Origin of the sequence: Embleya sp. NPDC050154 (assembly GCF_044460165.1) — a bacterium.
Taxonomy (GTDB): domain Bacteria; phylum Actinomycetota; class Actinomycetes; order Streptomycetales; family Streptomycetaceae; genus Embleya.
The window spans coordinates 838,184-853,952 of record NZ_JBITJP010000001.1; the positions used below are offsets into that span (position 1 = coordinate 838,184).

The following is a 15,769-nucleotide window of genomic DNA, read 5'->3' on the forward strand; positions in this document are numbered from 1 at the left end:
GATGCGCAAGTCCCAGCCGGCATCCCTGCCGCCGGAACCCGTCCACCGCGCCCCGGTCTCCCCGGCGCAACACGGCATCCGGTTCACCGAACTCGCCGGTCGCACCGGCACCGCACACCACATGCCGCTCACCATCCGCTTCACCGGCGACCTCGACCCGGTCGCCCTGGCCGACGCGTGCGACGCGCTCGTGGCCCGCCACCCGGTCCTGGGCAGCGCGCTGCGCGAAGCCGACGGCGACCTGTGGCTGGTCCCCGCCGACAACCCGCCCCGCCTGGTCACCGAGCGGCTCGCCGACACACCGGCGAAATCGCGCGAGGCCGCGACGGCGGAGCTGATCCGACGCGAGACGGTGCGCCCGTTCGACCCCGCCGCCGGCCCGCTGGTGCGCTTCACCCTGATCGACGCGGGCACCGGGCCCAAGGTGTTGCTGATCGTCGCGCACCATCTCGCCTTCGATGGCGGCTCCAAGGACATCCTCGTCCGCGAATTGGCCGCGCACTACACCGCGTTCGGCACCGGAACCAAGCCCGACCTGCCCGCTCTCCCGGACCCGGCGGATCCCGCGGACGCCGAGCGCGCCGCCCGCGAGACGGTGGAGTTCGCCCGCCGCGTCACACTCGCCAGGTCCCGATTCGCCACCGAGCCACAGGAGCCACCCGGCGTGGTGCTGCCCGGGTCCGGACGCACCGGCACCGACGGCGGCCCCGGCGCGGCCGTGCCGATCCCGGTGGACGACGAGCTGCGCCACGGCATCGCCGACACCGCCGAATCGCTGGGCGTCAGCTCGTTCGCACTGCTGCTGGGCGCCCTGCACGTACTGCTGTGGCGCTACGGCAACGAACACCCCACGGTCGCCATCGACCTGGGCACCCGCACCCCGCACACCCGCGACCGGATCGGTCCCTACGTCAACGAACTCCCGGTACACACAAGACCGTTGCCGGACACGCCGTTCGGCGCCTTCGCCCGGGCGCTGCGCGCGGACCTGCGCGGGCTGTACACGGTGCGCGACGTGCCGCTCGGCCGCGCGGTGCCCGGCCTCACCCCGCGCCTGGCCCTGGCCCCGGTGTCGATGAGCTATCGCCGCCGCACCGAGGTGCCCGGCTTCGCCGAGTTGCCGACCTCGATCGACTGGACCATGTTCAACCGGTCCGCGCGCGGCGACCTCCACCTGCAATGCCTGGACGACCCCGACCGACTCACGCTGACCCTGCACCACGCCGCCCGGGCCATCGATCCGGGCACGGCGCTGGACATCGCGGACCACCTCACCACCCTGCTGCGCGCGATCGTCGCCGACCCGGACACCGCGCTGTCCCGGCTCACGCTGCTGTCCGACCGGGAGCGGACCGCGATTCTGGGCGACTGGAACGACACCGCCCGGGAACACGATCCCGCGACGCTGCCGGAACTGTTCGCCGCGCAGGTCGCCCGCACCCCGGACGCGCCGGCGGTGCACTGCGGCGCCGAGCGGCTGACCTACGCCGACCTGGGCGCGGCGGTGGACGCGGTCGCCGGGCGCCTGCGTGCCGCCGGGGTCGGACCCGGCGACCTGGTGGCGGTCTGCGTGCGGCGTACCGCCGCACTGCCGACGGCCCTGCTCGGCGTCCTGCGGACCGGCGCCGCCTACCTGCCGCTGGATCCCGAGTACCCCTCGGCGCGGCTGGCCTCGGTGCTCGGCGACTGCGCGGCGACGATGGTGCTGACCGAGCACGACCTGCTCACCCGATTCCCCGAACACGCCGCCGGAGCCTTGTTGATCGAGGAGATCGGGACGCCGGCGGCGGACGCCGAGGGGCCGTGCGCGCCGCCGCGCTCGGGCGACCTGGCCTACGTGCTGGCCACCTCCGGATCCACCGGCCGGCCCAAGGGTGTGGAGATCGAGCACGGCGCGCTGGGCAACCTGCTCGCATCGATGCGCGACATCCTGGGCAGCGATCGCGACGCGGTGTGGCTCGGACTGACCTCGGCGTCCTTCGACATCTCCGCCCTGGAACTGTTCGTGCCGCTGATCACCGGCGGGCGACTGGTCCTCGCGCAGGACGGCGAGGTGCGCGACGGCGGCGCGCTGCTGCGACTGATCCGCGCCGAACGCGTCACGCACGTGCAGGCCACCCCGTCCGGCTGGCGGATGTTGCTCGACGCCGGCTTCCGCGAGTCCGCCGTGCTCGCGGTCGCCGGGGGCGAGGCGCTCCCGCTACCGCTGGCCCGGGAACTGCGCCGCCGGGTGCGGCGGTTGGTCAACGCGTACGGCCCGACCGAGACCACGGTGTGGTCCAGCGTCGCGGAGATCGGGGTGGACGAGGACCGGGTGAGCATCGGTCGCCCGATCGCCAACACCCGGATGTACATCCTGGACGACGAGTCGCAGCCCGTCCCGGTCGGCGTCGCGGGTGATCTGTACATCGGCGGCAGTGGAGTGGCCCGCGGCTACCGACACCTGCCCGGCGTCACCGCCGATCGGTTCGGGCCCGACCCGTTCGGACCACCCGGCGCCCGGCTGTACCGCACCGGCGACCGGGCCCGCTACCGCGCGGACGGCCGGATCGAGTTCCTCGGCCGGGTCGACCATCAGGTCAAGATCCTCGGTCACCGGATCGAGCTCGGCGAGATCGAGGCCGCGTTGCTGGGGCATCCGCAGATCGCGGCGGCCGCCGTGCTGGCCCGGCAGGACGCCGCCGAAGGCCCGCGCCTGGTTGCTTATCTGGTACCGCGCGGCGGCCCCGCTCCGAGCCCGGCCGAACTGCGCGTGCACTTGGCCGCGACCCTGCCGCGCGCACTGGTGCCCGGCGCCTATGTCGTGCTGGAGTGCCTGCCGCTGACGCCCAACGGCAAGTTGGACCGGGCCGCGCTGCCCGCTCCGCCGCGCCTGCGCACCGCGCGGTCGCATCCGGGCCCGGCGCCCGCAGGGCAAGAGCGCGGCGAATCCGACCCCGAACGCGAGCCCGTCGACCCGGGCCCGACCGCCGAGATCACCGCGATCTGGCGCGAAGTGCTCGGTCTGGACGACATCCGCCCCGACGAGGATCTGTTCGACCTGGGCGGGCACTCGCTCACCGTCACCCGCATCGGCGCCCGGATCCGCAAACGCCTGGGCGTGGACGTACCGCTGCACGTGTTCTTCGAATCCCCGACCATCACCGGACTCACCAGCGCGGTCTCCGCGATGCGAAGCGAACGGCGGCCATGAACAACCCCTCTCCGACCCACGATCCGCACACCTACCGGCAAGCGCCGGCCGTGCGGCCCGCGCACCGTCCCGAACCGGGGCGGACCGAACACCTACCGCTGTCCGCGGGCCAGGAACGGCTCTGGCTACTGGACCGGCTCAACCCCGGCGACGCCGCGTTCAACATGTTCCAGGTGCACCGCCTGCGCGGCCCGCTGGACGCCGACGCGCTCGAACGCGCACTGGCCGAACTGGTCGCCCGGCACGGCAGCCTGCGCGCCGCCTTCCCGGACCGCGACGGCGTGCCCACCCAGGTGATCGGCCCGCCCGGCGGCTTCGTGCTCGAACGCGTCGGCGTCGACGGCGTCCCGGGCGAACGCGAGCGCCACGCCCGCGAACTGGTCGCCGAGCGCACCAACCGCCCGTTCGACCTGGCCCGGGGCCCGCTGCTGCGGGCGAGCCTGCTGCGCCTGGACGACGCCGCACACGACCACGTGTTGTGCCTGATCCTGCATCACATCGTGGCCGACGGCTGGTCGATGAATGTCCTGGACACCGAGTTGGCGGCGTTGTACCAGGCGTTCGCGTCCGGGCAGCCGTCGCCGCTGACCGAGCCGGCGCTGAGTTACGGAGACTACGTACGACGGCAGCGCGAACTCGTCGACTCGCCCGGATTCGAAGCGCGACTGGCGTACTGGACCGGGCAACTCGCCGGCGCGCCGACCCTGGACCTGCCCGCCGACCGCCCGCGCACCCCCGGCACCCACACCGCACGAGGCGGCACCGTCACCCACCACCTGCCGGCAAGGCTGCGCACCGGCCTCGAGCAACTCGCCCGCCGCGAGAAGGTCACGCTGTACATGACCCTGCTCGCCGCGTACCAGACCCTGCTCTCGCGGTATTGCGACCAGGAGGACGTGTGCGTGGGCTCGCCGCTGGCGGGCCGGGACGAGGAGGAGTACGAGCCGCTGGTCGGCTACTTCCTCAACACGCTGGTCCTGCGCGGGAGCACCGCCGAGGACCCCACCTTCCGGGCCTTCCTGGCCCGCACCCGTACGGTGGCGCTCCAGGCCTACGAACACCAGGACGTACCCTTCGAGCGGCTGTTGGGCGCCCTGGACGTGGAGCGTGATCCGGACAGCCCGCCGGTGTTCCAGACCATGCTGACCCTGCGACCACCCGCCGGACCCGGGCTGCGGCTCGGCGAGGTGCGCGCCGAGGTCTTCGAATCCGGCTTTCGCCAGGCGAAGTTCGATCTGGCGCTGGAGGTGTGGCCGGAAGGGGACGAACTCGTGGTCGAGTTCGTCTACGACACCGAACGCTTCGTCCCCGAGACCGTCACCCGCTTCGCCCGCTGCCTCGAGACACTGCTCGAAGGGGCCGTGGCCGACCCGGACACGCCGCTGTCCCGGCTGCCGCTGCTGCCGGCGACCGACCGCGCGCGGGTGCTGGCCGCAGCGGCCGGTCCGCCGCTCGGCGAATGCCCGGACCCGGTGCTGGCCTTCGAGGTGCAGGCGCTGCGCACCCCGCATGCCGACGCGGTCGAGTCCGGCCGCGCTCGCATCGACTACGCGGAGCTGGACGCCCGGGCGAACCGGCTGGCCCGGGTGTTGCGGCGCGGTGGCACGGGGCCGGACTCGGTGATTGCGGTGTGCGCCGAGCGCTCGATCGAGACGATCGTCGCGCTGTTGGCCGTACTCAAGGCGGGCGGCGCATACCTTCCGGTGGATCCCACGCTGCCGGCCGAGCGGATCGCCTACATGCTCGCCGACAGCGGCGCCGAACAACTCTTGTGCCGGGCCGAGTTCGCGGACCGTTTCGCCGACTTCGGGCGGCCGATACTGGCGTTGGAGGGTGCCGGAGCCGACGACGGTCGGGGAGACGGGGCACAGACGCAGCCGCTCGCGCCTGTCGCCGGCCCCGAGGACCTGGCCTATCTCGTCTACACCTCCGGGTCCACCGGCCGACCCAAGGGCACCCTGATCAGCCGTGCGGCGTTGGGCGCCCGGCTCGCCTGGATGCGCGAGCGCTACCGGACCGGCCCGGGCGACCGGGTCCTGCAATTCGCCTCGTTCGGCTTCGACACGCATGTCGAGGAGGTCTATCCGACCCTGCTCGGCGGCGCGACACTGGTACTGGCCCCCGCCGACGCGCTGTTGCCCGACTTCTTCGCCACGGACGCGGGCCGCACGCTGACCGTGCTCGACCTGCCCACGCCGTACTGGCACGAGTTGGTCGCGCAAACGCCGGGCCTGCCGTGGCCGCCGGCGCTGCGGCTGCTGATCATCGGCGGCGACCAGGCCGATGTGGCCTCGATGCGGCGCTGGCGCGAGGTGTTCGGCGATCGGGTCGACCTGGTCAACACGTACGGCCCCACCGAGACCGCGGTCATCGCCACCTCGGCGACCCTGGCCGGCCCCCTGGCCGAGCCGTGGGACGGCACCCGCCCGCCGATCGGACGGCCCCTGGCGAATACGCGCGTGCACGTGCTGGACCGGCATCTGGAACCGGTGCCGCCCGGGGTGCCCGGCGAACTGTGCGTCGGCGGCATCGGGCCGGCCCGGGGCTACCTCGGCCGCCCCGGCCTGACTGCGTGTCACTTCGTGCCCGATCCGTACGGTCCACCCGGCGCCCGGCTCTACCGCACCGGCGACCGGGCCCGGCAACGCCCGGACGGACAACTCGAGTTTCTCGGCCGCACCGACCACCAGGTCAAACTGCGCGGCTACCGGATCGAACTCGGCGAGATCGAGGCGGCCCTGGTCGCCCGGCCCGACATCGGCCAGGCGGCCGTGCTGCTGCGCGAGGAACGCGGCGATCGGCGGCTGGTCGCCTACCTGGTGCCCCGTACCGACGCGGCGGCCCCGGACCCGGACGCGGTGCGTGCCGCGCTCGCCCGGACGCTGCCCGCCTACCTGCTGCCCGCCGCCTTCGTGGTGCTGCCCCGTCTGCCGCTGACCGCCAACGGCAAGCTGGACCGGGCCGCGCTGCCCGCACCCGAGCAACGCGCCGCGCCGGAGGCGTCCTTCGTGGCTCCACGCGGCAGCGCCGAGGAACTGGTCGCGCAGACCTTCGCGGATGTGCTCGGCCTGGAACGGGTCGGCGCGCTCGACGACTTCTTCGCGCTCGGCGGGCACTCGCTGCTGGCCACCCGGGCGGTGGCCCGGCTCGGCGTGGCGATCGAACTCACCGTGCCGATCCGGGCCCTGTTCGCCGACCCCACGGTCGCCGGACTGGCCGCCTCGGTCGAGGAACTCCTGGTGGCCGAACTGGACACGCTCTCCGAGGCGGACGCCGAACGACTGGTGCTGGACCAAGCCGAGACAGGAGACCCGCGATGACGCTCACCCCGGCGCCGCCGACCCGGCCGGGCGAACTGTCGGCCGCCAAGCGCACCCTGCTCGAACAGCGGCTGCGCAGATCCGCGACGACCGCCCCGGCGTCGATACCACGACTGCCGGAGGGCGCGGAAGTACCGCTGTCGTCCGCGCAGATCCCGCTGTGGTTCATGGAGAACCTCACCCCCGGGACCGCCGCGTACACCATTCCGTTCGCGCTGCGCCTGCGCGGACGGCTGGACGAAGAGGCGCTGGAACGCGCGTTGAACGCGCTGCCGGCCCGGCACGACAGCCTGCGTACCACGTTCGCCACCAGCGCGGACGGTCGACCGATCGCCACCGTGCACCCGCCGATGCCGATCACCGTCGCCCGGCACTCGCCCGAGCGCGACCTCGATGCCCGGGCGCGGGAGCAATGGGCGGCGGCGCTGGTGGGCACGGAGTTCGCCCGGCCGTTCCACCTGGAGGTGCCGCCGCTGATGCGGGCCGCGCTGGTGCGGTTGGACCGGGAGGACACCGTAGTGGTGGTGGTCCTGCACCACCTGGTCGGCGACGGCTGGTCGGTCCACCTCCTGGTGAACGAACTGATGTCCGACTACAACGCGTTCACGGCGGGTCGGGAGTCCGAGGTGCCCGCGCCGGCGGTGCGCTACGGCGACTTCGCCGCCTGGCAGCGCGAGCGGTTGGCCGGCCCCGAAGGCGAACGCGCAGGCGCGTACTGGCGGGAGCGGCTCGCCGGGGTCGGCACGCTCGCACTGCCCACCGACCGACCCCGCCCGGCCCGGCAGACCTTCGCCGGTGACGCGCACACCTTCACCCTCGACCCCGAACTCTGCGCCGCGATTGCCGAGTCGGGGCGCACGCACGGCGCCACCTCCTATATGACACTGCTCGCCGCGTGGCAGGCGGTGTTGTCCCGGCACGGCGGACAACGCGACTTCGCGGTCGGATCCCCGATCGCCGGACGCCCCCACCCGGACCTGGAACCGATGGTCGGCATGTTCGTGAACATGCTGGCCATGCGGGCACCGCTGGACGGAGACCCCACCTTCACCGAACTGCTTCGCCGGGTCCGGGAGAGCTGCCTGGACGCGTACGCCCACCAGGACCTCCCGTTCGACCAGGTGGTCCGCGACCAGAACGTCACCCGCGACGTCAGCCGCACGCCGCTGTTCCAGGTGACCTTCGCGCTGCAGAACTACGGGCGCGGCGAGCGCGGCTTCGCCGGGCTCACCCACGACTGGTTCACCGGCGACTCCCGGGTCACCCGCTTCGACCTGAGCCTGTTCGTGTTCGAGACCGCGACCGGCATGCACGGCCTGCTCACCTACAACACCGACCTGTTCGACGCGAGCACCGTGGCCCGGCTGGCCGCACACCTGGAGACCCTGCTGCGCGCGGTGGTCGCCGATCCGCATACGCCGCTGTCCCGGATCGACCTGCTCGGGCCGACGGAGCGGGCCCAGGTCACCACCGGCTGGAACGACACCGCCGCGCCACCGCCCGAACACCCGACGCTGACGGCGGCGATCGAGGCCCAGGTGGCCCGCGATCCGCGTGCGCCGGCGGTGACCTACCGGGGGAAGAGCCTCACCTACGGTGAACTCGACGCGCGCGCCGCCCGGCTCGCCCGTCGGCTGCGCGGGCACGGGGTCGGCCCGGAGACGCCGGTCGCGCTGTGCCTGGAACAGTCGCTCGACCTCGCGGTGGCCGTCCTGGCCGTGCTCAAGGCGGGCGGGGCCTACCTGCCGCTGGATCCCGAACAGCCGGTCGAGCGACTGGCGTTCATGCTGTCGGACGCCGAGGTGCGGGTCCTGGTGACGGACACGACGCTGCGCGAGCGCACGGCGGGTCACCCCGGCACGGTGATCCTGCTCGATCGGGAACCGGACGCGACCGTCGCCGAGGAGTGCGGCCCGCCACCCGTGCCGGCCGGGCCGGGGAACCTGGCCTACGTCATCTACACGTCCGGATCCACCGGCCGACCCAAGGGCGTCGCGGTGCAGCACCGCGAGGCGCTGACCTATCTGGACGGCGTGCGCGAACGATTCGAGGTGGTGCCCGGATCGGTGCACGGCCTGGCCCAGTCGTTGTCCTTCGACTTCGCCATCACCGCGCTGTACCTCGCCTGGACCACCGGCGGCGAACTGCACCTGATCCCCAAGCGGTTGTCCGGCGCCGAGTTCGCCGACCACCTGGCCCGGCATCCGGTCGACTACCTCAAGATGACGCCGTCCCATCTGGCCGGGCTGGCCGCCGAGGTCGACCCGGAACGCCTTTTGCCCCGACGGTTGTTGATCTTCGGTGGCGAGGGCTCGTCCTGGGAGTGGACGCGGGACCTGGCCCGGCTCGGGACGTGCGCGGTGGTCAACCACTACGGGCCGACCGAGACCACGGTGGGCGTGACCACCTACCGGGTCGGCCCGCGGGACGAGCCCACCTCCACCGTGACGCCGATCGGGCGACCATTGGCGAACACCCGGGTGTACCTGCTCGACGAGCACCTGGAACCGGTGCCGATCGGGGTCACCGGCGAGATCCACATCGGCGGCGACCGGTTGGCGCGCGGCTATCTGGGGCAACCCGGCGCGACCGCCGACCGGTTCGTGCCCGACCCGTTCGGACCGCCGGGCGCCCGGTTGTACCGCACCGGCGACCTGGGCCGGTATCTGCCCGGCGGCGACGTGGAGTTCCTGGGTCGCAGCGATCAGCAGATCAAGATTCGCGGCTATCGGGTCGAACCAGCCGAGATCGAAGAGGCGTTGCGGAGCCTGCCCTCCGTCGGGCAGGCCGTGGTGGACGCGCGTGGCCCGGCCGGCGCTCAGCGGTTGATCGCCTACCTGGTGGCGGCCGACGAGCATCCGGGCGAGCCGCCGGCCGCCGCCGAGCTGCGCCGCGACCTGCTGCTTCGGCTGCCGGAGTACATGGTGCCGTCCCGGTTCGTGTGGCTGGACCGGATGCCGCTGAAGGCGCACGGCAAGGTGGATCGGGCCCTGTTGCCCGAACCGGACGCGGGCGCGGGCGTGGGGGACACGGATCGGGTGGCCCCGACGGGCGCGACCGAGGAAGCCCTGGTCGGGATCTGGACGGCGGTGCTCGACCTCGCCGCGGTCGGCGTCACGGACGACTTCTTCGAACTGGGCGGGCACTCGCTGCTGGCGATGCAGGTGTTGGCCCGGCTGCGCAAGGCACTGCCGCCGGGCAGTCGGCAGGTGAGCCTGCTGGAGTTGTTCAAGCACCGCACCATCCGGGAACTGGCCGCGCTGATCGACCGCCCACGCGGTGCCGACGAACCACGTTCGCTGCTGCACGAGTTGACCCGTCCCGTACCGCTCGCGCAGCGTGTGCTCTCGCTGGTGTGCGTGCCCTACGGCGGCGGCAGCGCGGTGGTGTACCAGCCACTGGCCGACGCGCTGCCGGCCGGCCACTCGTTGTACTCGGTGGCGATCCCCGGCCACGACCTGTCCATGCCCGAGGCGCCCCGGCCGATCGAGGAGGTCGCGCAGGAGTGCGTGGACGAGATCCTGGCCCGGGTCGAGGGGCCGTTGGCGCTGTACGGCCACTGCGGGGTGGGCAGCGCGCTGACCGCGCAGATCGCCCACCTCCTGGAGGAGTCGGGGCGCACGTTGGAGGCGGTCTACCTCGGCGCGATCTTCCCGTTCGCCCGACCCGAGGGCGGCGTGCTCGGTGCGCTGTCCCGGTTCGCCGGACTGGAGCGTCTGCGCGGTGACCGGGTGCACCTGAACTGGCTCACCTCGATGGGCGCGGACCTGGGCGACCTGGACGAGGAACAGGTCACCTTCATCGTCCGCAACATGCGCAAGGACGGCCGGACCTCGGAGGAGTACTTCACCAGGCGGATGGCCGAGGGCATGCGGCCGTTGGCCGCGCCGGTGATCTCGGTGATCGGCGAGCGCGACCCCAGCACCGAGTTTTACCAGGAGCGCTACCGGGAGTGGCACTTCATGGCCGACTCCACCGCGCTGGTGGTGATCGACGAGGCCGGCCACTACTTCCTGCGCTACCGCGCGGACGAACTCGCCGAGATCATCACCGCCACCCACGAGGCGGTGGCCCGGGACCGCACCGAACCGCTGACCCGGGCGGCGCGCGGGGAGGACGCGGGTTGGTGGCTGGACGGGGTGTCCGGCCCGGACGTCGAGGCGCGAGCCGCGGACGGGCCGGGGTTCGCGGACAAGCCGGGAGCCGCGGACAAGCCGGGATTCGCAGTCGGGGCCACACCGTCGCGCACACCGGCGGTACGGCCGAGCATGGGCCGGTTCATGGCGGTGGCGCTCGGGCAGCTCGCCTCGATCACCGGGTCGGCGCTGACCGAGTTCGCCATCCCGATCTGGATCTACCTGCGCACCGATTCGCTCACCCAGTTCGCACTGTTCTCGGTGCTGGCGCTGGTCCCCGGGATCGTGGTCGCGCCGCTGGCGGGCGCGGTGGTGGACCGCAACAGTCGGCGCTCGGTGATGCTGGCCGCGGACTGCGCCGCCGGCGCGGTGCAGGTGGTGATGGCGCTGCTGTTGTGGGGCGGTCACCTGGGCGTGGGAGCGGTGTACGGGCTCCTGGTGGTGTTGTCGGTGACGGCGACCTTCCAACGATTGGCCTACAACTCGGCGGTTCCGCAACTGGTGCCCAAGCGCTACCTCGGGCACGCCAACGGCATCGTGCAAATGAGCACCGGGATGGCGCAGTTGGTGGTGCCGCTGATCGCGGTCGCGCTGTTGGCGAGCATCGGACTCGGCGGGATCCTGGTGATCGACATCACCACGTTCGTGATCGCGGTGACGGTGGTCGCGTTCGTGCCCTTCCCCGACACGATGGCGCAGACCCGGCGCGAGAGCATGGCGAAGGAGATCGCCAACGGGGTGCGCTACTCGATGGGGCACGCCGGATTCCGCACGATGCTGCTGTACTTCGCGCTGCTGAACGTCTTCCTCGCGCCGATGCTGGTGCTGATGACGCCGCTGGTGCTCTCGTTCGGGTCGGTACACACGGCGGGCGCGGTCGGCGTCGCGGCGGGCGCGGGCGCGCTGCTCGGTGGCCTGGCGATGGGGGTGTGGGGAGGTCCCCGACACCGCCGGATGCACGGCATCCTGCTGGCCACCGTGCTGATCGCGGTGTTCGCCTTCGTGGCCGGGCTGCGGCCCTCGCCGGTGCTGGTCGGCGTCGGCTTCTTCGGGGTGTTCTTCGGCCTGTCGCTGCTCAACGGCATCTACGCGACGATCATCCAGGTCAAGGTGCCGCAGCGGTTCCACGGCCGGGTGATCGCGCTGAACACGATGGTGGCCTGGTCCACCCTCCCGCTGGGCTTCGGCGTGATCGCGCCGCTGGCGGTGCACCTGCTCGAACCACTGTTCACCGCGGACGGCGCGTTGGCCTCCAGCGTCGGCCGGGTGATCGGGGTCGGCGAGGGCCGCGGCACGGGTTTCCTGTACCTGCTGTGTGCGTCCGCGATGATCCTGCTCGCGCTCGCCTCCTTCCGCCACCGGGTGATCGCGCGCTTCGACGACGACGTCCCCGACGCGATGCCGGACGACCTGATCGGCATCGAGGAACGCCGCAAAAAGCGCACCAACGCCGCGCCCCCATCGCCGCCCACCGGGAAGTCCCCCGCATCCGAACCCGAAAGCGAACCCGAAAGCGAACCCACCTCCGAACTGGAGAAGGTATGACCACCGACGAACTCCCCGAGCGCCACTGCCGAGTCGTGATCAACGACGAGGAGCAATACTCGGTCTGGGCCACCGACCGCGACATCCCACCCGGGTGGCGCGCGGAAGGCTTCACCGGCACCCGCCCGGCCTGCCTGGCCCACATCGACAAGGTCTGGACCGACCTGCGACCCCGCAGCACCCGCGAAGCCATGAACCCATGACCAACCGTCGCCGGCGAGCCCGCCCGGGCCTCGCCGGCGACGTCACCGCACCCACCCCGACAAAGCCTCGGTTTCGAGCTCCGGATCGACCGGAGCCGGCAGATGAACCGGCTCGGCACCCGGTTCCGGGGCGCGCCGCGCCGGCGGCCGCCGTGATCGGCGGTCGACGGCGCGGGCGAACCGGATCGCGGGTCAGGACGTGGGCGAGGGGCAGTGCAGGTTCGGCGCGTCGGGTCGGGCGCCCGCGGCGCTCAGCCCGGCGAAGCCGGTGCCGGCCAGACCCAGTACCGCCTGGGCGGTGGCCCGGGTGGCGGTGGACGGGTCGAATCCGGTGGCGTCGTACGCGATCGCGCCACGCGTGGCGGGCGTGCCGGAGCAGGGGACCTGGCGCTGGGTGATGAAGTGTCGCGCGGTCAGTCCGGGCAGCACCCGCCACGAGGACAGCAGCGCCTGCGCGGCCAGGCCGGTGCTGTTGGCGTTGGACGTGCCGGCTCCGGGGGTGCCGAAGCCGCCGTCGGCGAGTTGGTGGCCCACCAGCCAGTTCAGGCCGGCCGCCGCCTCCTGCGGGCGGCCGGTGGCGGCGAGCGCCTGCACGCTTATCGCGGTCGAATCCGCGTCGCTGGTGCAGGTGGGCTTGCCGAAGTCGAGCGGGAACCCGCCGTCCGCGCAACGCGCGCCGGCCAGGAAGTCGACCGCGCCGGCGGGTGCGCCCGCCGGCGTGCGGTCCAGGGCCAGCAGCGCGAGGGACTGGCTGAACGCGTTGCTGTAGTCACCCCACGGTGAGAGGTCGGTGAACCGGCCCGAGGGCTGTTGCAGCGAGCGCAGCCGAGTCGGCAGGTCGACGCCGCCGAAGCTGCTCGGGTTCACCCCGCGCACCTCGGTCGCGAGCAGCAGCTTGGCGGTGGCGCCGGCGTACGCGTTGGTGGTGCCGTCGCCGATGTAGCCGGAGAGTATCTCCGGGCGGGCCAGCCATGTGGTGGCCTTGGCCGCGTTCTGCTCGGCCACCCCGGCGGCGGCGAACGCGAGGATCGCGTCGATGGTCAGACCCTGGTCGGGGTAGGTCACCCCGTCGAAGGTCGCCTCGAAGCGTTCTCCGTCGACGAGTTGCCGGGCCAGCCAACCGGCGGCGGCCTGGGTGCGATTGCCGGAAAGGATGGAACCGGCTTCCGACGGCGTGGAGTTCGTCGGCGCGGAGTCCGCCGGGGCAGCGGAGGCGGTTGCCGGGACGATGGCGGTCGCCGCGGCGAGGAGCAGACCGCCGAGCAGGGCGGAGATCCTCCGGCCGGGTCGGGTGAGCGTCATGGTGGAGCCTTTCCGGGCCTGCGACGCGGCATGCCCGGCGGACACGCAGCGCGTTCGACCGCGACCCGGAGGGCGACACGGCCTCGGCACGGCGGCGCGAGGGCTCCGCCCCGTAGGCCACGACGGGGAATGGAGAGGGAACGCTCCGGCCCCAGGCATTCGGGCTCGCCGTCACGCGGACGGACCACCGCTGCGGGTCAGCGCCGGATTCGCACCGGACTTCCCCTGCGGCCGAAGATGACGCGGGTCGCCACACCCCGGATCGAACGGGCACGGCGGGCCCGAAAGCGGACGTCGCCGTCGCGCCGAAGATCCTCGGGCGAGACGCTGCGCACTCTACGGACAGTTCGCGGCCGAGGGTAACTCGCTTTCCGGCCAAGGCTTCACGGGCCGCGACCCCGGAAACCCGGCCTCGCCGAGCCCCCGGGACGGACCCGGCGCCGAAACCCCGGTCGGGTCGGTTCGGCCGCCCCCCGGACGGGCCCGCGCCCGCCGAGATCCCCCCGGAAGTGACCGGAAGCCGCTCAAGGACCCACGGTGGCCAAGGTCGAAGGACCACACGAACCCACGGGCGCCGCACCCGAGTCCGCACCCGCACCCGTACCCGAGGCCGTGCCCACAGCCCCGCGCGTGCCCACGGCAGCGCCCGTGCCCACGGCCGTACTCGTACCCTCACCCACGCCGGCGCCCGCACCCGTCCCCACCGGCGCGATCCGCCCCCGCAGCGCCGCCGCCTCGCGCGCATAGCGCCGCACCGGGAATTCGTCGGTGTCCGCCTCCGCCCCCAGGATTCGCACCGCGGCCGCGGTCGCCCTGACCGCCGCCTCGACCGCCGCCGACTCGGCCACCGACGCCTGGCGCGTGTACGAGATGCCCGCGTCGCGCCGGCGGGCCGCGTCGAGGTAGATCGCCCGGGCGGAGTCGACCGCGCCCGCGGGCTCGGCCAACGCGTGCCGATCGCCCCTGCCGGCGAAGTCGCCGACCACGTCCAGCGCGGCCTGGGCCAGTCCGGTCGCGCACGCCGCAGTGCCCAGGCGGCCCGCGTCCAACAGGTCGAACGCGATCCGCAGGCCCCGGCCCGGTGCGCCGATCAACCGCTCGGGCTCCAGGTACACCCCGTCCCAGTAGGCGGTCGTGGTCGGGATGGCGCGCAGCGCGGTCGTCGGTTCCGGCGCGCTGAAGTAGAGGTACTCGTCGGCACCGGGAGCCAGGAAACAGGAGATGTCCGGTCGGGCCGAACCCGTGCGGGCGAACACGGTGTGAAAGTGCGCGCGGCCCCCGTGCACGAGGGCGAGCTGGGTGCCCTGGAGCAGGTGTCCGCCGCGAGTGCGTTCGGCTCGGCAGGTGACCGCCGAGGGGTCGGCGCCCACGTGCGGTTCGGACCGGCTGCCGCCGCCGGTCAGCGCGCCGTCCAGCATCCCGGGCAACCACTGCTCGCGCTGCGTCGCGCTGCCGTGCGCCGCCGTCGGCAGGCACGCCAGCGTGTGTACGTCGAGGGCGCCGGCCACCGCCGGCCAGCGGGCCGCGAGTTCCTCCAGTACCTGGAGGTAGACCTCGTACGGTTGACCGCCGCCGCCGTAGTGCACCGGGTAGGGCAGGCCGGACAGGCCCGCCCTGCCCAGGGCGGAGAACAGGCCGGTGGGATAGCTCGCGTCGGCCTCGCACCCGGTTACCCGGGGCGCGAGTTCCCGGTCCGCGAACGCCCGGGTCCGGGCGATCAGGTCGTGGGCTTCGTCGGTGGGGAGCAGACGATCGACGGGCACGGGCGCATCCCTGGGGTGGACGGTCGGGCCGGGTGGGGAATCCGGGTCATCGGGGCGAGGACCCGAGCCGGGCCGGCGGTGTGGACGGGCCGGCCCGGGCCGGGGGATGCCAGGACACCTGCGCACGGTAGGTGCCCGGCCGCCGGCCCGGGATCGTCCGGCGCGACAAAGCCGAGCCGGGTTCTTCGTCGAGGCCCACCTATGGGTCCGAATCCCTCTCTCGCGGGGGGCGGATCCGGTGGTGAACCGTCGATATCGAAGCGAGGCGATCACACTGTGGCTTGGTGCCCGGTGACGGAAAGTGTCG

General features: G+C 73.0%; 6 protein-coding genes and 1 riboswitch. Of the genes, 4 read left to right on the plus strand and 2 right to left on the minus strand.

Features of this window, described 5'->3' with window-relative positions:
- The first annotated feature begins 1 nt into the window (after position 1).
- From ACIBSV_RS03780 to ACIBSV_RS03795, 4 genes are read left to right on the plus strand one after another with little or no spacing between them, the layout of a single operon-like run.
- Positions 2-3,193 carry an amino acid adenylation domain-containing protein gene (locus ACIBSV_RS03780; RefSeq protein ID WP_395859281.1) on the plus strand — a complete coding sequence of 1,064 codons (3,192 nt, stop codon included), beginning with the start codon at positions 2-4 and terminating at the stop codon, positions 3,191-3,193.
- Positions 3,190-6,513 carry an amino acid adenylation domain-containing protein gene (locus ACIBSV_RS03785; protein ID WP_395859282.1) on the plus strand — a complete coding sequence of 1,108 codons (3,324 nt, stop codon included), beginning with the start codon at positions 3,190-3,192 and terminating at the stop codon, positions 6,511-6,513. Before ACIBSV_RS03780 ends, ACIBSV_RS03785 begins: the two co-directional genes overlap by 4 nt.
- Positions 6,510-12,194: an amino acid adenylation domain-containing protein gene (locus ACIBSV_RS03790; protein ID WP_395859283.1), complete on the plus strand. Its 5,685-nt coding sequence runs from the start codon at positions 6,510-6,512 to the stop codon at positions 12,192-12,194. The genes ACIBSV_RS03785 and ACIBSV_RS03790 overlap by 4 nt, the downstream gene beginning before the upstream one ends.
- Positions 12,191-12,397: an MbtH family protein gene (locus ACIBSV_RS03795; RefSeq protein ID WP_395859284.1), complete on the plus strand. Its 207-nt coding sequence runs from the start codon at positions 12,191-12,193 to the stop codon at positions 12,395-12,397. The genes ACIBSV_RS03790 and ACIBSV_RS03795 overlap by 4 nt, the downstream gene beginning before the upstream one ends.
- Positions 12,398-12,589: 192 nt before the next feature.
- Here ACIBSV_RS03795 and ACIBSV_RS03800 read toward each other — a convergent pair whose 3' ends face one another.
- Positions 12,590-13,699 carry a prenyltransferase/squalene oxidase repeat-containing protein gene (locus ACIBSV_RS03800; RefSeq protein ID WP_395859285.1) on the minus strand — a complete coding sequence of 370 codons (1,110 nt, stop codon included), beginning with the start codon at positions 13,697-13,699 and terminating at the stop codon, positions 12,590-12,592.
- A 154-nt stretch (positions 13,700-13,853) separates the two neighbouring features.
- Positions 13,854-13,924: riboswitch (cobalamin riboswitch) on the minus strand.
- A gap of 299 nt (positions 13,925-14,223) precedes the next feature.
- Positions 14,224-15,462: an acyl-CoA dehydrogenase family protein gene (locus tag ACIBSV_RS03805; RefSeq protein WP_395859286.1), complete on the minus strand. Its 1,239-nt coding sequence runs from the start codon at positions 15,460-15,462 to the stop codon at positions 14,224-14,226.
- Positions 15,463-15,769: the final 307 nt, after the last annotated feature.

What these genes read in the sequence shown, in the direction of transcription:
- ACIBSV_RS03780 (WP_395859281.1), top strand. Translation starts at nt 2, where the DNA reads ATGCGCAAGTCCCAGCCGGCATCCCTGCCGCCGGAACCCGTCCACCGC.
- ACIBSV_RS03790 (WP_395859283.1), top strand. Translation starts at nt 6,510, where the DNA reads ATGACGCTCACCCCGGCGCCGCCGACCCGGCCGGGCGAACTGTCGGCC.
- ACIBSV_RS03785 (WP_395859282.1), top strand. Translation starts at nt 3,190, where the DNA reads ATGAACAACCCCTCTCCGACCCACGATCCGCACACCTACCGGCAAGCG.
- ACIBSV_RS03795 (WP_395859284.1), top strand. Translation starts at nt 12,191, where the DNA reads ATGACCACCGACGAACTCCCCGAGCGCCACTGCCGAGTCGTGATCAAC.
- ACIBSV_RS03800 (WP_395859285.1), bottom strand. Translation starts at nt 13,699, where the DNA reads ATGACGCTCACCCGACCCGGCCGGAGGATCTCCGCCCTGCTCGGCGGT.